Origin of the sequence: Janthinobacterium sp. SUN211, from assembly GCF_030587315.1 — a bacterium.
GTDB classification, from domain to species: Bacteria; Pseudomonadota; Gammaproteobacteria; order Burkholderiales; family Burkholderiaceae_D; genus Janthinobacterium; species Janthinobacterium kumbetense.
Genome location: NZ_JAPWIC010000008.1, coordinates 186,793 through 202,191 on the forward strand (window position 1 = coordinate 186,793; position 15,399 = coordinate 202,191).

At 62.5% G+C, this 15,399-nt stretch carries 15 protein-coding genes; 5 read left to right on the plus strand and 10 right to left on the minus strand.

All coding sequences use genetic code 11. The features are described from left to right. The first annotated feature begins 25 nt into the window (after positions 1-25). The 5 genes from O3301_RS23810 (at position 26) to O3301_RS23830 (ending at position 9,505) form a co-directional block, all read left to right on the plus strand. The gene (locus O3301_RS23810; RefSeq protein WP_305057689.1) at positions 26-1,969 is read left to right on the plus strand and encodes a S9 family peptidase; all 1,944 of its coding nucleotides are present in this window, start codon (positions 26-28) and stop codon (positions 1,967-1,969) included. Continuing rightward, positions 1,966-6,147, plus strand: coding sequence for a DEAD/DEAH box helicase (locus O3301_RS23815; RefSeq protein WP_305057690.1), 4,182 nt, complete (start codon positions 1,966-1,968; stop codon positions 6,145-6,147). Before O3301_RS23810 ends, O3301_RS23815 begins: the two co-directional genes overlap by 4 nt. A gap of 69 nt (positions 6,148-6,216) precedes the next feature. Then, on the plus strand, positions 6,217-6,705 hold the full coding sequence (locus O3301_RS23820; RefSeq protein WP_251351544.1) for a hypothetical protein: 489 nt from the start codon (positions 6,217-6,219) through the stop codon (positions 6,703-6,705). A gap of 169 nt (positions 6,706-6,874) precedes the next feature. Further along, complete coding sequence (locus tag O3301_RS23825; protein WP_305057712.1) at positions 6,875-8,734, plus strand: DUF885 domain-containing protein; 1,860 nt, start codon at positions 6,875-6,877, stop codon at positions 8,732-8,734. 171 nt (positions 8,735-8,905) lie between these two features. Continuing rightward, positions 8,906-9,505 (plus strand): hypothetical protein, encoded by a 600-nt coding sequence (locus tag O3301_RS23830; protein WP_305057691.1) that lies wholly within the window; start codon positions 8,906-8,908, stop codon positions 9,503-9,505. A 93-nt stretch (positions 9,506-9,598) separates the two neighbouring features. Here O3301_RS23830 and tatC read toward each other — a convergent pair whose 3' ends face one another. The 10 genes from tatC to hisB all read right to left on the minus strand — a co-directional run bounded on the left by tatC (position 9,599) and on the right by hisB (position 15,386). Further along, positions 9,599-10,354, minus strand: coding sequence for a twin-arginine translocase subunit TatC (gene tatC / locus O3301_RS23835; RefSeq protein WP_251351543.1), 756 nt, complete (start codon positions 10,352-10,354; stop codon positions 9,599-9,601). Beyond that, positions 10,351-10,884 (minus strand): Sec-independent protein translocase protein TatB, encoded by a 534-nt coding sequence (tatB, locus tag O3301_RS23840; RefSeq protein WP_289914055.1) that lies wholly within the window; start codon positions 10,882-10,884, stop codon positions 10,351-10,353. Before tatB ends, tatC begins: the two co-directional genes overlap by 4 nt. 48 nt (positions 10,885-10,932) lie before the next feature. Then, positions 10,933-11,169, minus strand: coding sequence for a Sec-independent protein translocase subunit TatA (tatA, locus tag O3301_RS23845; RefSeq protein WP_034780931.1), 237 nt, complete (start codon positions 11,167-11,169; stop codon positions 10,933-10,935). Positions 11,170-11,249: 80 nt separating this feature from the next. Further along, positions 11,250-11,621, minus strand: coding sequence for a histidine triad nucleotide-binding protein (locus O3301_RS23850; RefSeq protein ID WP_099666083.1), 372 nt, complete (start codon positions 11,619-11,621; stop codon positions 11,250-11,252). A gap of 15 nt (positions 11,622-11,636) precedes the next feature. Further along, complete coding sequence (locus tag O3301_RS23855; protein WP_034753849.1) at positions 11,637-12,008, minus strand: phosphoribosyl-ATP diphosphatase; 372 nt, start codon at positions 12,006-12,008, stop codon at positions 11,637-11,639. Then, positions 12,005-12,442 carry a phosphoribosyl-AMP cyclohydrolase gene (gene hisI / locus O3301_RS23860; RefSeq protein WP_034753847.1) on the minus strand — a complete coding sequence of 146 codons (438 nt, stop codon included), beginning with the start codon at positions 12,440-12,442 and terminating at the stop codon, positions 12,005-12,007. Before hisI ends, O3301_RS23855 begins: the two co-directional genes overlap by 4 nt. Positions 12,443-12,468: 26 nt before the next feature. Further along, entirely contained in the window at positions 12,469-13,230 is a 762-nt protein-coding gene (gene hisF, locus O3301_RS23865; RefSeq protein WP_099666082.1) for an imidazole glycerol phosphate synthase subunit HisF, read from the minus strand. Between the two features lie 60 nt (positions 13,231-13,290). Further along, entirely contained in the window at positions 13,291-14,064 is a 774-nt protein-coding gene (gene hisA / locus O3301_RS23870) for a 1-(5-phosphoribosyl)-5-[(5-phosphoribosylamino)methylideneamino]imidazole-4-carboxamide isomerase (RefSeq protein WP_070219639.1), read from the minus strand. A gap of 54 nt (positions 14,065-14,118) precedes the next feature. Continuing rightward, on the minus strand, positions 14,119-14,757 hold the full coding sequence (gene hisH / locus O3301_RS23875; protein WP_099666081.1) for an imidazole glycerol phosphate synthase subunit HisH: 639 nt from the start codon (positions 14,755-14,757) through the stop codon (positions 14,119-14,121). Between the two features lie 38 nt (positions 14,758-14,795). Then, on the minus strand, positions 14,796-15,386 hold the full coding sequence (gene hisB / locus O3301_RS23880; protein WP_010402123.1) for an imidazoleglycerol-phosphate dehydratase HisB: 591 nt from the start codon (positions 15,384-15,386) through the stop codon (positions 14,796-14,798). Positions 15,387-15,399: the final 13 nt, after the last annotated feature.

Consider the following 15,399-nt stretch of genomic DNA (forward strand, 5'->3'; position numbering starts at 1 on the left):
GATCCCCTCACTATACGGAGCCCGCATGACCTCGACCGCATCCAGCACCCCTTATGGCATCTGGCCATCGCCGATCAGCGCGGCCATCGTCGCCGCCGGCGCCTCGCCGCTGACGCAGCTGGCCCTGGGCGGTGCGGATGGCGGCGACGTGTTCTGGCTGGCCGGGCGCGCCAGCGAGGCGGGCCGCAACACCCTGCTGCGCCAGCGCGGCGCGCGCGTCGATGAATTGACTCCGGCGCCCTTCAATGTACGCACCCGCGTGCATGAATATGGCGGCGGCGCGTATGCCGTGGCCGGCGATACCGTCTACTTTTCGCATTTCGCCGACAATTGCCTGTACCGCGTGAGCGGCGACGCCGCGCCCGCAGCGTTCACCACGGGCGGCAACACGCGCCATGCGGATTTCGTCGTCGATGCGGCCCGTTCCCGCCTGATCGCCGTGCGCGAGCAGCATCCGCAGGAAGGTCATGCCCTGCCGGAAAACTGCCTGGCCGCCGTCGGCTTCGACGGGCGCGAAACGGTGCTGGCGCGCGGCCACGACTTTTATGCGGCGCCGCGTTTGTCGCCGGACGGCAGCCAGCTGGCCTGGATCAGCTGGGACCACCCGCGCCTGCCGTGGCAAGGCACGGAACTGTGGCTGGCCGACGTGCATCCGGACGGCAGCCTGGGCTCGCCGCGCCTGATCGCCGGCGGCGCGCGCGAGTCGATTTGCCAACCGGAATGGTCGCCGAACGGCATGCTGCACTTCGTCTCCGACAGCAGCGGCTGGTGGAATCTGTACCGCCTGCACGGCGCCGACATCGAGGCGCTGTGCCCGATGGAAGCGGAATTTGCCACGCCGCACTGGACCTTCGGCGGCAGCATGTATGGTTTCCTGTCCGACGACGACATCGTCTGCACGTATATCCAGGCCGGCATCAGCTACCTGGCGCAATTGAACGTGGCGGCGGCCAAGCTGGAGCCGATACCGCACCCGTACCAGGAAATCCGCGAGCTGCGCGTGGGCCCCGGCTTCGTCGCGCTGCTGGGCGGCAGCCCCACCATCGCGCTGGAACTGGCGCGCATCGATTTGGCCAACCACGAACTGGAAGTGCTGGCGCAGTCGATCACGGCCCTGCCTGCGCTCGGCTACCTGTCCGTGCCGCGCGGCTTGAGCTATCCGAGCAACAATGGCCGCACGGCGCACGCCTTCTTTTATGCGCCCACGAATGGCGACGTGCAGGCGCCGGCAGGAACGTTGCCACCCGTCATCGTCATCAGCCACGGCGGCCCCACCAGCATGGCCAGCAATACCTTGAAACTGGCGACGCAATACTGGACCAGCCGCGGCATCGGCGTGCTCGACGTCAACTATGGCGGCAGCAGCGGCTTCGGCCGCGAATACCGCGACGCGCTGCGCGGGCAGTGGGGCATCGTCGACGTGGAAGACTGCATCGCCGGCGCGCGCTACCTGGCCGCCAACGGCCTGGCCGACCCGGAGCGCCTGATCATCCGCGGCGGCAGCGCGGGCGGCCTGACGACCCTGTGCGCCCTGACCTTCCACGACGTCTTCAAGGCGGGCGCCAGTTACTACGGCGTATCCGACCTGAAGGGCCTGGACAACGATTCGCACAAGTTCGAATCGCGCTACACCGACTACCTGATCGCTTCGCAGCCGCAAGCCGAGGCGCTGTACCGCGAGCGCTCGCCCATCCACCACACGGATAAACTGTCGCGCCCGATGATCTTCTTCCAGGGACTCGACGACAAGGTGGTGCCGCCGCAGCAGTCGCAGCTGATGGTCGACGCCCTGCAGGCGCGCGGCGTGCCCGTCGCGTATGTCCCGCTCGAAGGCGAGGGCCACGGCTTCCGCAAGGCGGAAAACATCGTGCGCACCTTGGACGCGGAACTGTATTTCTACCAGCGCGTGTTCGGCCTGCCCGTGGCGGCCGGCGAGCCTCCCGTGCATATCGCCAATTTACCCGCATGACCGAGCAAAATGTCGACCAGCATCTGTTGGACGAGTTCGCCGCACTGGAGCAGCATGAGCAGATGATCCTGGCCCTGCTGGCGATCACGGGCGAACCGGTGGGCAAGCATGCCGTGTATGAACACTTGCAGCGCGCCAATGTCGTCGAACCGGACGGCACGCCGTTTTCCCTGCTGGTGGTGACGAACATGCTGCTGCGGCTGACGCGCCTGGCGCTGGCGTCGGAAATCGTGGGACGGGGCTTTGCCTGCGAAGCGAGGCTGCGCTGGCCCGCCATGCGCGCCGCCATCGAACACCTGGTGTTTCGCGACCTGTGCCAGGCCATCGAGCTGATCAATCCCGTGCGCCGCAACTGGGATGGCTATGTGGAGCTGCGCAGCTACCGCCAAGGCGTGGCCCGCCTGCGCATCGCCCTGCTGCGCAATGACGAGGTGCGCCACGTGGCCGCCATCCTGGCCGCCTGCATGGCGTGCTATGAAGCGCAGCAACTGCATCCGCTGATCGAAATCTTCGGCCGGCCGTTCGAGCCGGAAATGTTGTCTTTCGTCATGCCGCAACTGCAGGATGACATCCTCGCCGTGCTGCTGGGCAATGCGCCGCGCGAGCCGGGCACGGCGCACGCCATCCGCGCGTACGCGCGCGCCCACCACGCGCGCCAGACGGCGGCCGGCGACCATATCGGCGCCGCCCTGCCGCTGGCCCTGGCCGAAGATGCCCTGCTGTGCGGCGAACTCGACGCGGCTGCGCGCTACCTGGCAGGCCAGCAGGGCCCGCAGGTGTTGTTTCTCGACAGCAGCATCGCCCTGTTGCGCGGCGAACATGCGCACGCCGTGGCGGGCTTCGAGACGGCCTTGAAGGGCTTGCGCAAGGAAACAGGCAAGCGCAAGCTGTGCTTCACGGGCATCGGCGGCCACTTGTACGTGCTGGCCTTGCTGCGCAGCAACGACGCCAAGCTGCTGAAAAGCGCGGAAACTTACCTCGATATCGCCCTGCACGCGCAACCGAACCACGACAGCATCGTCTACCAGCAACTCCATACCCTGCGCCTGGTGCGCGCCGGCGTGCAGCTGGCGGAAAGCATCCCCACGCGCAGCTGGGAAACGGCACTGCAGGCACAGCTGTTCCAAGCCTTGTTGTACTACTGGCTGGCGCTGCCGCAATTGAGCGAACGCAAGGATCAGCTGCGCCTGTTGGTGCAGCAAGCCGACGCGGCCGGCTACGATTTGATCGCGGCGCAGGCGGCCGGCTTGCTGGGCTTGATGGGCGAGCCGCTGCAGGAACGCTACGCGACGGCCAAGCGGGCGCAACATGGCTTGACGGACATGGCGCCGTGGTTCGAGCGCCAGGAAGCGTGGCAGCGCCAGCTGAGCGCCCTGATCAACCTGCAGCAAAACGCGCCCGCCGAAGCGCTGGGCGGCGTGTCGCGCCTCGTGTGGCTGGTGGCGTTCGACCCGCGCTTCGGCCTCACGGCCGTGGAAGTGCGCGAGCAGAAGCGCGACGCGCGGGGTGGCTGGAGCAAGGGCCGCGCCATGGGCCTCAAACGCCTGGCCGAAGAGGCGGGCGACATCGATTTCCTCACGCCGCAGGATGCGCGCGCGGCGGGCAGCATCGCGCCTTTTAAACAATATTATTCATCGGCGCCCCGCTATGAAGTCGAGCTGGACAAGGCCGCCGTCTTGCTGGTGGGCCACCCGCTCGTGTTCTGGCTCGACCACCCCGACACGCGCGTGGAGCTGATCGCCGGCGCGCCCGAGCTCCTCATCAAGTCGCACGAGGGGCAACTGTGGCTGGGCATGCAGCCGCCATTGCCCGACAACGGCAGCAATGTCGTGGTACAGCGCGAGACGCCGACGCGTTTGCGCGTGGTGCACATCCTCGACGAGCACCGGCGCATCGGCGCCATCGTGGGCCTGGGCCTGTCCGTGCCCCTCCATGCGGAAAAACAGGTGATGCAGGCCATCGGCGCCATCTCGTCCATGGTTACCGTGCAATCGGACATCGGCGGCGGCGCGGGCGATGCGGAAGCGATCACGGCCGACCACCGCCTGCACGTGCATTTGCTGCCCTACCAGCAGGGTCTGAAAATGCAGATTCTGGTGCGCCCCCTGCTCGACAACGGCGCCTATTACGCACCGGGCAGCGGCGCCGAGAGCGTGTTTGCCGATGTGGCGGGCCGGGCCGTGCAGGCGCGGCGCGACTTGAACGCGGAACGCGAAGCGCAGCGCCAGCTCATCGGTCGCTGCCTGGTGCTGGAAGAGGCGGAAGAAGAGCATGGCGAGTGGCTGCTGGGCCAGCCTGCGCTGGGCTTGCAACTGCTGGTGGAATTGCAGGCGCTGGACCCGGACGGCATGGTGCTGGCCTGGCCCGAAGGCGAAACCATGCGCGTGTCGAAACGCATCGACAGCGGCCAGATGCGCCTGAATATCAAGAGCGAAAAAGACTGGTTTGCCGCCAGCGGCGAAGTGCAGATCGATGAAGACAAGGTGATGGATTTGCGCGCCCTGCTCGATTTGATGCAGAACAATAAAAGCCGCTTCGTGGCCCTGGGCGACAACCAGTTCCTCGCCCTCAGCGACGAACTGCACCGCCGCCTGTCCGAGCTGGCCGCGTATGGCGAAGCGCATGCCGACGGCGTGCACATCCACCCGCTGGCCGCGTTCGCGCTGGAAGAGCTGGCCAACGATGCAGGCGGCGTGAAGGCCGACAAACTGTGGCGCGAACACTTGCTGCGCCTGCGCGCCCTCGACGACTATCAGCCGCAACTGCCCAGCACCTTGCAAGCGGACTTGCGCGACTACCAGCTGGCCGGTTTTAACTGGCTGGCGCGCCTGGCGCACTGGGGCGTGGGCGCCTGCCTGGCCGACGACATGGGTTTAGGTAAAACCTTGCAGGCGCTGGCGCTGATCCTGGCGCGCGCGCCGCACGGCCCCACTCTCGTCGTCGCCCCCACGTCCGTATGCATGAACTGGATCAGCGAAGCGCAGCGCTTCGCGCCCACCTTGAACATCAAATTGTTTGGCAGCGGCGACCGCGCCGACATGCTGGAAACACTGCAGCCGTTCGACGTGGTGGTGGCCAGCTATGGCTTGCTGCAGCAGGAAGCCACTATGTTTGCCGGCGTGCACTGGCATACGATCGTGCTCGACGAAGCGCAAGCCATCAAGAATGGCGCCACCAAGCGCTCGCAAGCCGTGATGGCCCTGCAGGGGGACTTCCGCATGGTGGCCAGCGGCACGCCACTGGAAAACCACCTGGGTGAATTGTGGAACCTGTTCCGCTTCATCAACCCCGGTTTGCTGGGCACCCTCGACCAGTTTAATTTGCGCTTTGCCGGGCCCATTGAGAAAGATCAAGACAAGCGGGCGGCGGCCGGCGCGCGGCTGCGGCTGCGCCGCCTGATCGCGCCATTCATCCTGCGCCGCACGAAGACGCAAGTGCTGTCGGAATTGCCGTCGCGCACGGAAATCGTGCTGGAAGTGGAATTGTCGCCGCAGGAAACGGCGCTGTACGAATCACTGCGCCGCGAAGCGCTGGAAAAGCTGGCCATGGTGGAAGGGCCGGCGTCGAAAAAGGCCATCCAGATCCTGGCCGAGATCATGAAGCTGCGCCGCGCCTGCTGCAACCCGCAACTGGTGGCGCCCGAGCTGGGCCTGGCCAGCAGCAAGCTGGCGGCGTTCGCCCAGTTGTTGTCGGGCTTGCTGGAAAACCGCCACAAGGTGCTCGTCTTCAGCCAGTTCGTCGACCATTTGACCCTGATCCGCCAGCACCTGGAGCAGCATGGCGTCAGTTACCAGTATCTCGACGGCAGCACGCCCATGCAGGAGCGCAAGCGCCGCGTCGACGCCTTCCAGGCGGGCGACGGCGACGTTTTCCTCATCAGCCTGAAGGCGGGCGGCATGGGCATCAATTTGACGGCGGCCGACTACGTGATCCACATGGATCCGTGGTGGAACCCGGCCGTGGAAGACCAGGCTTCCGACCGCGCCCACCGCATGGGGCAATTGCGCCCCGTCACCATTTACCGGCTGGTGGCGAAACATACGATCGAGGAAGGCATCGTCGAATTGCATCAGCACAAGCGCGACCTGGCCGACAGCCTGCTGGAAGGCAGCGACGCGGCCGCGCGCATGTCGGCCAATGACATGCTGGGCATGCTGCAGGAGGGGTTGAAGCAATGAGATTGAAAAAATGAGCTGCACCACCGCGTTCCATGCGATGATCGTTTTTCCCTGTTTTGATGCCACGCCATGACCGACTATATCGCCACCAGCGCCGGCCAGCGCGCCACCTTTTTGTGCGGCAAATCCTGGACCGCCTACGTCAGCACCTTCCTCATCGCCGTGCTGCTGTTTTTTGCCGCCCTGCCGCTGGCCTTCAAGTACAACGCGCGCGCCGCCTTCGTCGTGCTGATCGGCTCGGCCCTGATCGTCGGCTACCGCCTACTGACCATCCGCAGCTATCAGCTGTACTACGACGAAGCGGGCGTCTGGCTGGCGTCCGGCATCTTGCCGTGGAAAAAGAAACTGACGGGCGTCAAATGGCGCGACATGGATGAAGCCGTCTATGAAACGAACTTCTGGAGCTGGCTGTTCCAGTCCTATACGGTACGCGTCAGCCAGCGCTACACGCAGGAAACGGAAATCCACGCCACCGGCATGGCGCGCGGCAAGGATGCCGTGGCGGCCATCAATGCGCGCCACCAGGAATTGCTGCACGGCAGCGCCATTGTCGTCTAGCGCCGCGCGCTCCCGGCGCAAAAAACTGCGCAGCGGCGGCAATTAATGCTAATCTTTGGGCCGCCCAGGCAAGCAAGGCCAACCTTTCAATAGTTGTTTGTTACTTATATTATCAGTTTATTATTTTCTGATCAGGACAAACAGCAAAATATTCAAGAGATAAACTATGCTGATAAAAAATAAAGTTGCGCTCGCCGCATTGATGATGGCCTTTACCCTGACACCGGCCAGCGCCGCCAAGAAGCCGCAGAAGCAAGGCAAGGCCAGCACCAGCAGCAGCAAGAAAAAAACCGTCGGCAAGAAGGCGGCCGTCGTCAGCGCCGCCACGGCAGCCACGGTAGCGGCCGTCGCCAGCGAGAACAGCAGCGACCGTTCCATGAATAACCTCAGCGGCCAGTTCCTTACGGCCCTGTGGCGCCTGGATCCGGAAAGCGCGATTTCGGTCGGCAAATACGATGGCGCCGCCAACCTGAGCATTCCCGACGCGGCCAGCCGCCAGAAGCAACTGGCCTTCATCGAAGAATGGCTGGGTAAATTCGGCAAGCTGAATGCGAGCAAAATGTCGGACAAGCAACGTACCGACCTGGCCTTGCTGACGAATAAACTGCAATCGGACCGCTGGTATCTGACCACCTTCCGCGAATTCGAATGGAATCCCGCCCAATACAACGTGGCCGGTTCCATCGACTTCATCCTGAACACGGAATACGCGGCCCAGCCGCAGCGCCTGCGCACCTTGCTCAAGCGCATCGCCACCGTGCCGCAATACTATGCGGCCGCGCGCGCCAGTATCAATCACCCCACGCGCGAACACACGCAGCTGGCCATCGCCCAGAGCGCTGGCGTGCTCAGCGTGCTTGACGACCTGAACAAGACGGCACAGGGCTCCATCCTGACGCCGGTGGAAAAACAGCTGTACACCGTCCGCATCGCCGCGGCCCGCACGGCCGTGCAAGGCTACGCGGCATGGCTGACGGAACAGGATGCCGCGCTGGCGCAGAACGGCAACGCGCGCTCCTTCCGCATCGGCAAGGAGCTGTATGAGCAAAAATTCGCCTACGATATCCAGGCCAGCGTGAGCGCCGAACAGATGTACCAGAAAGCCCTGGCCGCGCGCGAAAAGCTGCTCGAGCACATGGATAGCCTGTCCGACGAGCTGTGGGTGAAAACCATGGGCGCCACGGCCAAGCCGGCGGACCGCACGGCAAAGATCGGCATGGTGATCGACAAGCTGTCCAGCAACCATGTGGCGCCTGCCGATTTCGTGCCGGAAATCCGCCGCCAGATTCCCGAGCTGCAGGAATGGGTGACCAGCCACAACCTGCTGACGATGGACCCGAAAAAGCCCCTGGTCGTGCGCGAAACGCCCGCCTACCAGCGCGGCGTGGCTGGCGCCAGCATCGAAGCGCCCGGCCCGTATCGCCCGCAAGACCGCACCTATTACAACGTGACGCCGCTCGACGGCGAAACGCCGGAACAGGCGGAAAGCAGCTTGCGCGAATACAACCACTGGATCTTGCAGATCCTGAATATCCACGAAGCCATCCCCGGCCACTACACGCAGCTCGTGTACGCCAACAAGTCGCCATCGCTGGTCAAATCCATCTTCGGCAATGGCGCCATGATCGAAGGCTGGGCCGTGTATGGCGAACGCATGATGCTCGAGTCCGGCTATGGCAATAACGCGCCGGAAATGTGGTTGATGTATTCGAAGTGGAACTTGCGCAGCGTCACCAATACCATCCTCGATTACAGCGTGCACGTGCTGGGCATGACGGAAGCGCAGGCGCTCGACCTGCTGACGCGCCAGGCCTTCCAGACCCAGCGTGAAGCCAAGGAAAAATGGCGCCGCGTGCAGCTGAGCTCAGTGCAACTGACCAGCTATTTCAGCGGCTACAGCGAAATCATGGACTTGCGCGAACAGCGCAAGCAAGCGCTGGGCAGCAAATTCGTGCTGAAGGATTTCCATGAGCAATTCCTCAGCTACGGCAGCGCGCCCGTGAAAGTCATCAAGGAACTGATGAATTAACTGGCGCTCGCCGTCAGCTTGCAAAGGGCGCCGCGGCGCCCTTTTTGCATGCGTTTGCGCCACCGCAAACCACTGGCGTGCCGGTCCATTAAGCTCATGGGAAGGCAGGCGCCACCGCACTCCTCACTGGCAATTGCCGATTTTCCTGCTAGGCTGGATACAGGAGCATCCATGCATATGCCCATCCAGTTCGACACCCTCGATTACGCCAAACGCCTCGCCTCGGCCGGTGTGCCCACCCAGCAGGCGGAAGCGCATGCGACGGCACTGGGTGAAGTACTGGGCTCGGCCGTGGTCGTGCATGGCGAACTGGCGGCGCTGGAGCGCAATCTGCTGGGGGAAATCAAGCTGGTGTCGCAAAACGTCGATACCAAGCTGGGCGCCCTGGAATTGAAGATCGATGCGCTGGAACTCAGATTCGATACCCGGATCGATGCGCTGGACCTGAAAATCGATACGCGGATCGATGCGCTGGGACACAAATTTGATGCCAAATTAGATGCATTTGAACACAAATTCAATACCAAGCTAGACGCACTGGAGCAGAAATTCGATGCCAAGTTAGATGCATTGGACCAGAAATTCGATACCAGGATAGATACTCTGGAACAGAAGTTCGATGCGAGATTCGATAACTCCGAGCAAAAACTCGATGCCCGCCTGGAACGCATGGACTTGCGCCATGGCGCGGACATGAAACACGTGTACTGGATGATGAGCACCCTGATCTTGCTCAACCTGGGCATCCTCAGCAAACTGATGCTGCAGTAAGCACGCACTCACTTGCGCAACCATGAAAAATCCGCTGCTCCGGAAGGAGGTCAGCGGCTTTTGCCTGCGTATCTTGCACGTGCCAGCTTGCGTCTAGGACGCCTCTTCCGGCGCCTGGGTGGCCTTGACGAAGATGGGCGCCACCAGCAGGCCCAGCTCGAACAGCAGGCACATCGGGATGGCCAGCGAGAACTGGCTGACCACGTCCGGCGGTGTGACGATGGCGGCAATCACGAAGGCGCCGACGATGATGTAGGGACGCACTTCCTTGAGTTTCGCGATAGTCACCAAGCCCATGCGCACGAGGATCACCACCACCACGGGCACTTCGAAGGTGGCGCCAAAGGCCAGGCACATCGACATGACGAAATCGAGGTAGTTTTCGATATCGGGCGTGACGGCGATCGACGAGGGCGAAAAATCGCTGATGAAGTGGAACACGCGGCCAAACACAAAGAAATAGCAGAAGGCCACGCCGGCCATGAACAGCAGAGACGACGAAATGACCAGCGGCGCGATCAGGCGCTTTTCATGCGTGTACAGGCCGGGGGCGATGAAGGCCCACATCTGGTACAGCACCCAGGGCAAGGCGACGATGAAGGCGATCACCAGCGTCACTTTCATCGGCACCAGGAACGGTGAAATGACGCCGGTGGCGATCATTTTCGAGCCGGCCGGCAGCGAGGCGATCATCGGTGCCGCAATAAAATCGTAGATATGCGAAGGCCCGGGCCAGTAAAACAGCACGGCGCAGACGACGGCGATACCGATCGAGGCCTTGACCAGGCGGTTGCGCAGCTCGACCAGATGCGAGATAAAGGTTTCTTCCACCGGAGATTTGCTACTCATGAGTAAAAGGAGGAGGAACTGGCGCGCGGACGAAAGCGCGCCACGCGGGCGGCCGCCGACTGCACGTGCAGCTTGCCGCCATGGCGCTGCTTGTACCAGCCGGGAATGGCGGAATTGCGCACCAGCTTCTTGCGGCGGAATTCGCGCGCCTTGCGGGCCAGGTCATCGTTGGTCGCGCGCAGCATGGCTTCATGGGCATCGTGCTGCCCCTCATACGAGCTGGCATCGCCGCGCCAGGCGCTTTCCACCTCGGCCAGGTTGCCGGAGATCGAGTTTTCCACGCCATGCATGGATTTCTCCACGCTTTGCTTGACGGAATGGGCCGCATCCTGCACTTCCTTCTGCAGGTTTTTCAGCTCTTCCATTTCAATTTCGCGCGAGACTTCGGATTTCACCTGGTTCAGATAACGTTGCGCGCGGCCATACAGGGTACCGGCCATGCGCGCCACTCTCGGCAACTTTTCAGGGCCGATGACTATCAACGCAACTACGCCGATGATGGCGATTTTAGAGAGACCGAGATCGATCATAAGCGGACAAGGGCTGTTACCGGACGAGGCAAGCGCCCCGCCACGCTATCAGAACTTGCTTTTCTCTTTCGTTTCGACGTCGATGGTGCTTTTGTCGGCCACTTGCGAGGGCGCAGCAGGAGGGGTATTGGCTGCCGGGGCGTCATCTTCGCCCTTGACGCCATCCTTGAAGCCTTTGACGGCCTTGCCGATATCACCGCCGATATTGCCCAGTTTCTTGGTGCCGAAGACCAGCATCACAATGACCAGAACGATCACCCAGTGCCAAATACTCAATGAACCCATCACATTCTCCTTGCGGGACGGTGCCCGAATAGCGTCGACCAATGCCGGTAGTATACACGCGAACCCGGCGCGCAGCGAAATCAGTGTTGACCGCGCCAGGGGCGGGGACCGCCGTACACATGCATGTGCAGGTGATACACCTCTTGCCCGCCGTTCGGGCCGCTGTTGATCATGGTCTTGAAGCCCCCGGCAGGCGCGCCATCGGCGTCATACGTGACGGCGCAGCCGAACTCGGCAGCAAGCTTCGGCGCCAGGCGCAGCAGCTTGCCCAGCATTTCCGTATGGCTGTCATCGCAGTCAGACAGGCTGGCCACGTGGCGCTTCGGGATCAACAGCAGATGCACGGGGGCGGCCGGGTTGATGTCCTTGAACGCCAGCAAGTCCTCGTCTTCATACACGATAGTCGAGGGAATTTGTTTTGCAGCAATCTTGCAAAAAATACAGTTATCCACGCACGCTCCAGTAGGTCAGTGTTTGTCTGTTTCGCCGGCGTCGCGCAGCTCATCCTTGCGTGCCGCCTTTTCTTCCAGGCCGGACAGGCCTTCGCGGCGCGCCAGCTCGTCGAGCACCTGCTGCGGCGTCAGGTCGAACTGCGCCAGCATCACCAGACTGTGAAACCACAGGTCGGCGCATTCGTACAAGACCTTCGACGGGTCGTTGTCGCGGCGCGCATCCTTGGCGGCCATCACCGTTTCCGTCGCTTCTTCGCCGATTTTTTTCAGGATGGCGTCATCGCCCTTGGCAAACAGGCGCGCGACATAGGAGGTGGCGGGGTCGCCGCCGTTGGCCAGCTTGCGCGATTCGATCACGGCGGCCAGGCGTTTTAACGTTTCACTCATTTGCTCTTGCTTTCCGCGTAAATCGTCTCGGGGTCTTTCAGGACGGGGTCGGTGACTTGCCATTCGCCCGTTTTTTCGTCGCCTTCGAATTTCTGGAAGAAGCACGAATGGCGGCCCGTATGGCAGGCGATGCCGCCGGCTTGTTCGATTTTCAGCAAGACCACGTCTTCATCGCAATCGAGGCGGATTTCCAGCACCTTTTGCGTGTGGCCGGACTCTTCGCCCTTGTGCCACAGTTTCTTGCGCGAACGGCTCCAGTACACGGCTTCGCCCAGTTCCACCGTGCGCGCCAGCGCGTCGCGGTTCATCCAGGCGAACATCAGCACGTCATTGCTGCCCGCTTCCTGCGCGATCACGGGCACCAGGCCGTGCTCGTCCCATTTGACCTTTTTCAGCCACTTGGCATTGCTTGCTACGATGGTTCCGTTTTGCATGTTCTGTATCCTGGGTACTATTTTATTTACGCCAGGCGCATGGGAATGCCCTGCTGCGCCATGAACTGCTTGGCTTCCTGCACCGTGTGCTGGCCATAGTGGAAGATGCTGGCGGCCAACACGGCGTCCGCGCGGCCCACCTTGATGCCATCGACCAGGTCTTGCAAGCCGCCCACGCCGCCCGAAGCGATGACGGGGATGCTGACGGCATCGGACACGCCGCGCGTCAGGCCCAGGTCGAAGCCCACCTTGGTGCCGTCGCGGTCCATGCTGGTGAGCAAGATTTCGCCGGCGCCCAGGCTTTCCATTTTACGCGCCCAGTCAAAGGCGTCCAGGCCCGTGGCGGTGCGTCCGCCATGGGTAAACACTTCCCACTTGCCGGGCGACACCTGCTTGGCGTCGATGGCGACGACGATGCATTGCGAGCCGTGCTTTTGCGACGCCTCGTACACGAGTTGGGGATTCGTCACGGCCGAGGTGTTGATGCTGACCTTGTCGGCGCCCGCGTTGAGCAGCCGGCGCACGTCTTCCACCACGCGCACGCCGCCGCCCACGGTCAGCGGAATGAACACTTGCGACGCCACGGCTTCGATGATGTCGAAGATCAGGCCGCGGTTGTCGCTCGAGGCGGTAATGTCGAGGAAAGTGATTTCATCGGCGCCCTGCTCGTCATAACGGCGGGCAATTTCCACCGGGTCGCCGGCGTCGCGCAATTCCGTGAAATTGACGCCTTTGACAACGCGGCCATTGGTCACGTCCAGGCAGGGGATGATACGTTTTGCAAGCATGATGGTATCCAGATTGTCGCCAGGCCAGGGCGTGCACGCGCACACCCCGGCCGGGCTGGCTTAAACGGCGGCGTCGGTCAGTTCGTCGGCGCGTTCCTGCGCCTGCGCCAGGTCGATCGTGCCTTCATAGATGGAACGGCCGCAGATCACGCCTTCGATGCCTTCGGCCTGGACCGCGCACAGCGCTTCCACGTCGCCGATATTGTGCAGGCCGCCCGAAGCGATGACGGGGATCTTGACGGCTTGCGCCAGCTTGACGGTGGCCTCGATATTGATGCCGCCCATCATGCCGTCGCGGCCGATATCCGTGTAGATGATCGATTCGACGCCGTAGGCTTCGAATTTTTTCGCCAGGTCGATCACTTCGTGGCCCGACATCTTGCTCCAGCCATCCGTTGCCACTTTGCCATCTTTGGCATCGAGGCCGACGATGATGTGGCCCGGGAAGGCGCCGCAGGCGTCGTGCAGGAAGCCGGGGCTTTTCACGGCCGCCGTGCCGATGATGATGTAGGTGATACCGGCGTCGAGGTAGCGCTCGATGGTGTCGAGGTCGCGGATGCCGCCGCCCAGCTGCACGGGGATTTCCTCGATGTCATTTTCCACGGCGAAATCTTGCACGGCCTTCAGGATGGCCTTCACGGCGCCTTCGTTCTTCGGCTTGCCGGCAAAGGCACCGTTCAGGTCGACCAGGTGCAGCCGGCGCGCGCCTTGCATCAGCCAATGGCGGGCCATCTCGGCCGGGTCTTCGGAAAATACGGTGGCAAGTTCCATATCGCCTTGTTTCAGGCGTACGCAGTGACCGTCTTTCAGGTCGATGGCGGGAATGAGCAGCATGGTCAGTGTGATTTAGTGTGAGTGAGAGGCGGAAAAAAAGCCGGATAGCTAACGTTAAGGTTGCCAGTGAACGAAGTTCTTGTACAGCTGCAAGCCAGCGGCAGCGCTTTTTTCAGGGTGAAACTGTGTCGCGAAAATATTATCACGGGCGACGGCACAAGCAAACGGCGCGCCATAGACAGTCTCGCCCACCGTGTGCGCCGCTTCTTGAGGTTGAGCAAAATAGCTGTGCACAAAGTAAAAATAGGCGTTGTCGGCGATACCATCCCACATGACATGGGACGCCGTTTGCCGCACTTGGTTCCAGCCCATTTGCGGCACCTTGAAGCGCGAGCCGTCTTCCTGCACCTGGCCGTCGAGCTGGAAGCGCACGACTTTGCCTGGCAGCAAGCCCAAACCGGCCGCATCGCCCTCTTCGCTGCCGTCGAACAACATTTGCTCGCCGATGCACACGCCCAGCACGGGCTTGCTGTCGGCGGCGCGCAGCAGCGCTTCGAGCACGCCCGATTCGCGCAGGCTGCGCATGCAGTCGGGCATGGCGCCTTGGCCCGGCAAGACGATGCGGTCGGCGCTGTCGATGTCTTGCGCCAATCCGGAAATGCGCACGTCGGCTTCCGGCGCCACGGCGCGCAGGGCCTGCGCCACCGAGCGCAGGTTGCCCATGCCGTAATCCACCACCACAATTTTATTCATCTTTGATCCCGGAATCTACAATATAGCGAGAGCGGCGCTTACAGGCTGCCCTTGGTCGATGGAATGATGCCGGCCGCGCGCTCGTCGAGCTCGGCAGCCATGCGCAGCGCGCGGCCAAAGGCCTTGAACACGGTTTCGCATTGATGATGAGCATTCGTACCGCGCAAGTTGTCGATATGCAATGTCACGCCCGCATGGTTGACGAAGCCGCGGAAAAATTCCAGGGTCAGGTCGACATCGAAGCCGGCGATCATGGCGCGCGTAAACGGGATGTGGTATTCGATGCCCGGGCGGCCCGAAAAATCGAGCACTACGCGCGACAGCGCCTCGTCCAGCGGCACATACGCATGGCCGTAGCGGCGGATGCCCTTCTTGTCGCCGATAGCCTTGGCCACGGCCATGCCCAGGGTGATGCCCACGTCTTCCACCGTATGGTGGTTGTCGATATGCACGTCGCCCGTCGCTTCGATATCCAGGTCGATCAAGCCGTGGCGGGCGATCTGGTCCAGCATATGGTCGAGGAAGGGCACGCCGGTATTGAGCTTTTGCTGGCCCGTGCCATCGAGGTTGAGGGCGACGCGAACTTGCGTCTCATTGGTGTTGCGCGTGATTTCTGCGGTGCGGTTCATGGGAGGCTCTGGC

Excerpts from the sequence above, each read along its gene's own strand:
- hisI (WP_034753847.1), bottom strand. The coding sequence starts at position 12,442 with ATGCAAAACGGAACCATCGTAGCAAGCAATGCCAAGTGGCTGAAAAAG.
- O3301_RS23830 (WP_305057691.1), top strand. The coding sequence starts at position 8,906 with ATGCATATGCCCATCCAGTTCGACACCCTCGATTACGCCAAACGCCTC.
- hisF (WP_099666082.1), bottom strand. The coding sequence starts at position 13,230 with ATGCTTGCAAAACGTATCATCCCCTGCCTGGACGTGACCAATGGCCGC.
- O3301_RS23820 (WP_251351544.1), top strand. The coding sequence starts at position 6,217 with ATGACCGACTATATCGCCACCAGCGCCGGCCAGCGCGCCACCTTTTTG.
- hisA (WP_070219639.1), bottom strand. The coding sequence starts at position 14,064 with ATGCTGCTCATTCCCGCCATCGACCTGAAAGACGGTCACTGCGTACGC.
- O3301_RS23815 (WP_305057690.1), top strand. The coding sequence starts at position 1,966 with ATGACCGAGCAAAATGTCGACCAGCATCTGTTGGACGAGTTCGCCGCA.
- tatB (WP_289914055.1), bottom strand. The coding sequence starts at position 10,884 with ATGATCGATCTCGGTCTCTCTAAAATCGCCATCATCGGCGTAGTTGCG.
- O3301_RS23855 (WP_034753849.1), bottom strand. The coding sequence starts at position 12,008 with ATGAGTGAAACGTTAAAACGCCTGGCCGCCGTGATCGAATCGCGCAAG.
- tatA (WP_034780931.1), bottom strand. The coding sequence starts at position 11,169 with ATGGGTTCATTGAGTATTTGGCACTGGGTGATCGTTCTGGTCATTGTG.
- hisH (WP_099666081.1), bottom strand. The coding sequence starts at position 14,757 with ATGAATAAAATTGTGGTGGTGGATTACGGCATGGGCAACCTGCGCTCG.
- O3301_RS23810 (WP_305057689.1), top strand. The coding sequence starts at position 26 with ATGACCTCGACCGCATCCAGCACCCCTTATGGCATCTGGCCATCGCCG.
- hisB (WP_010402123.1), bottom strand. The coding sequence starts at position 15,386 with ATGAACCGCACCGCAGAAATCACGCGCAACACCAATGAGACGCAAGTT.
- tatC (WP_251351543.1), bottom strand. The coding sequence starts at position 10,354 with ATGAGTAGCAAATCTCCGGTGGAAGAAACCTTTATCTCGCATCTGGTC.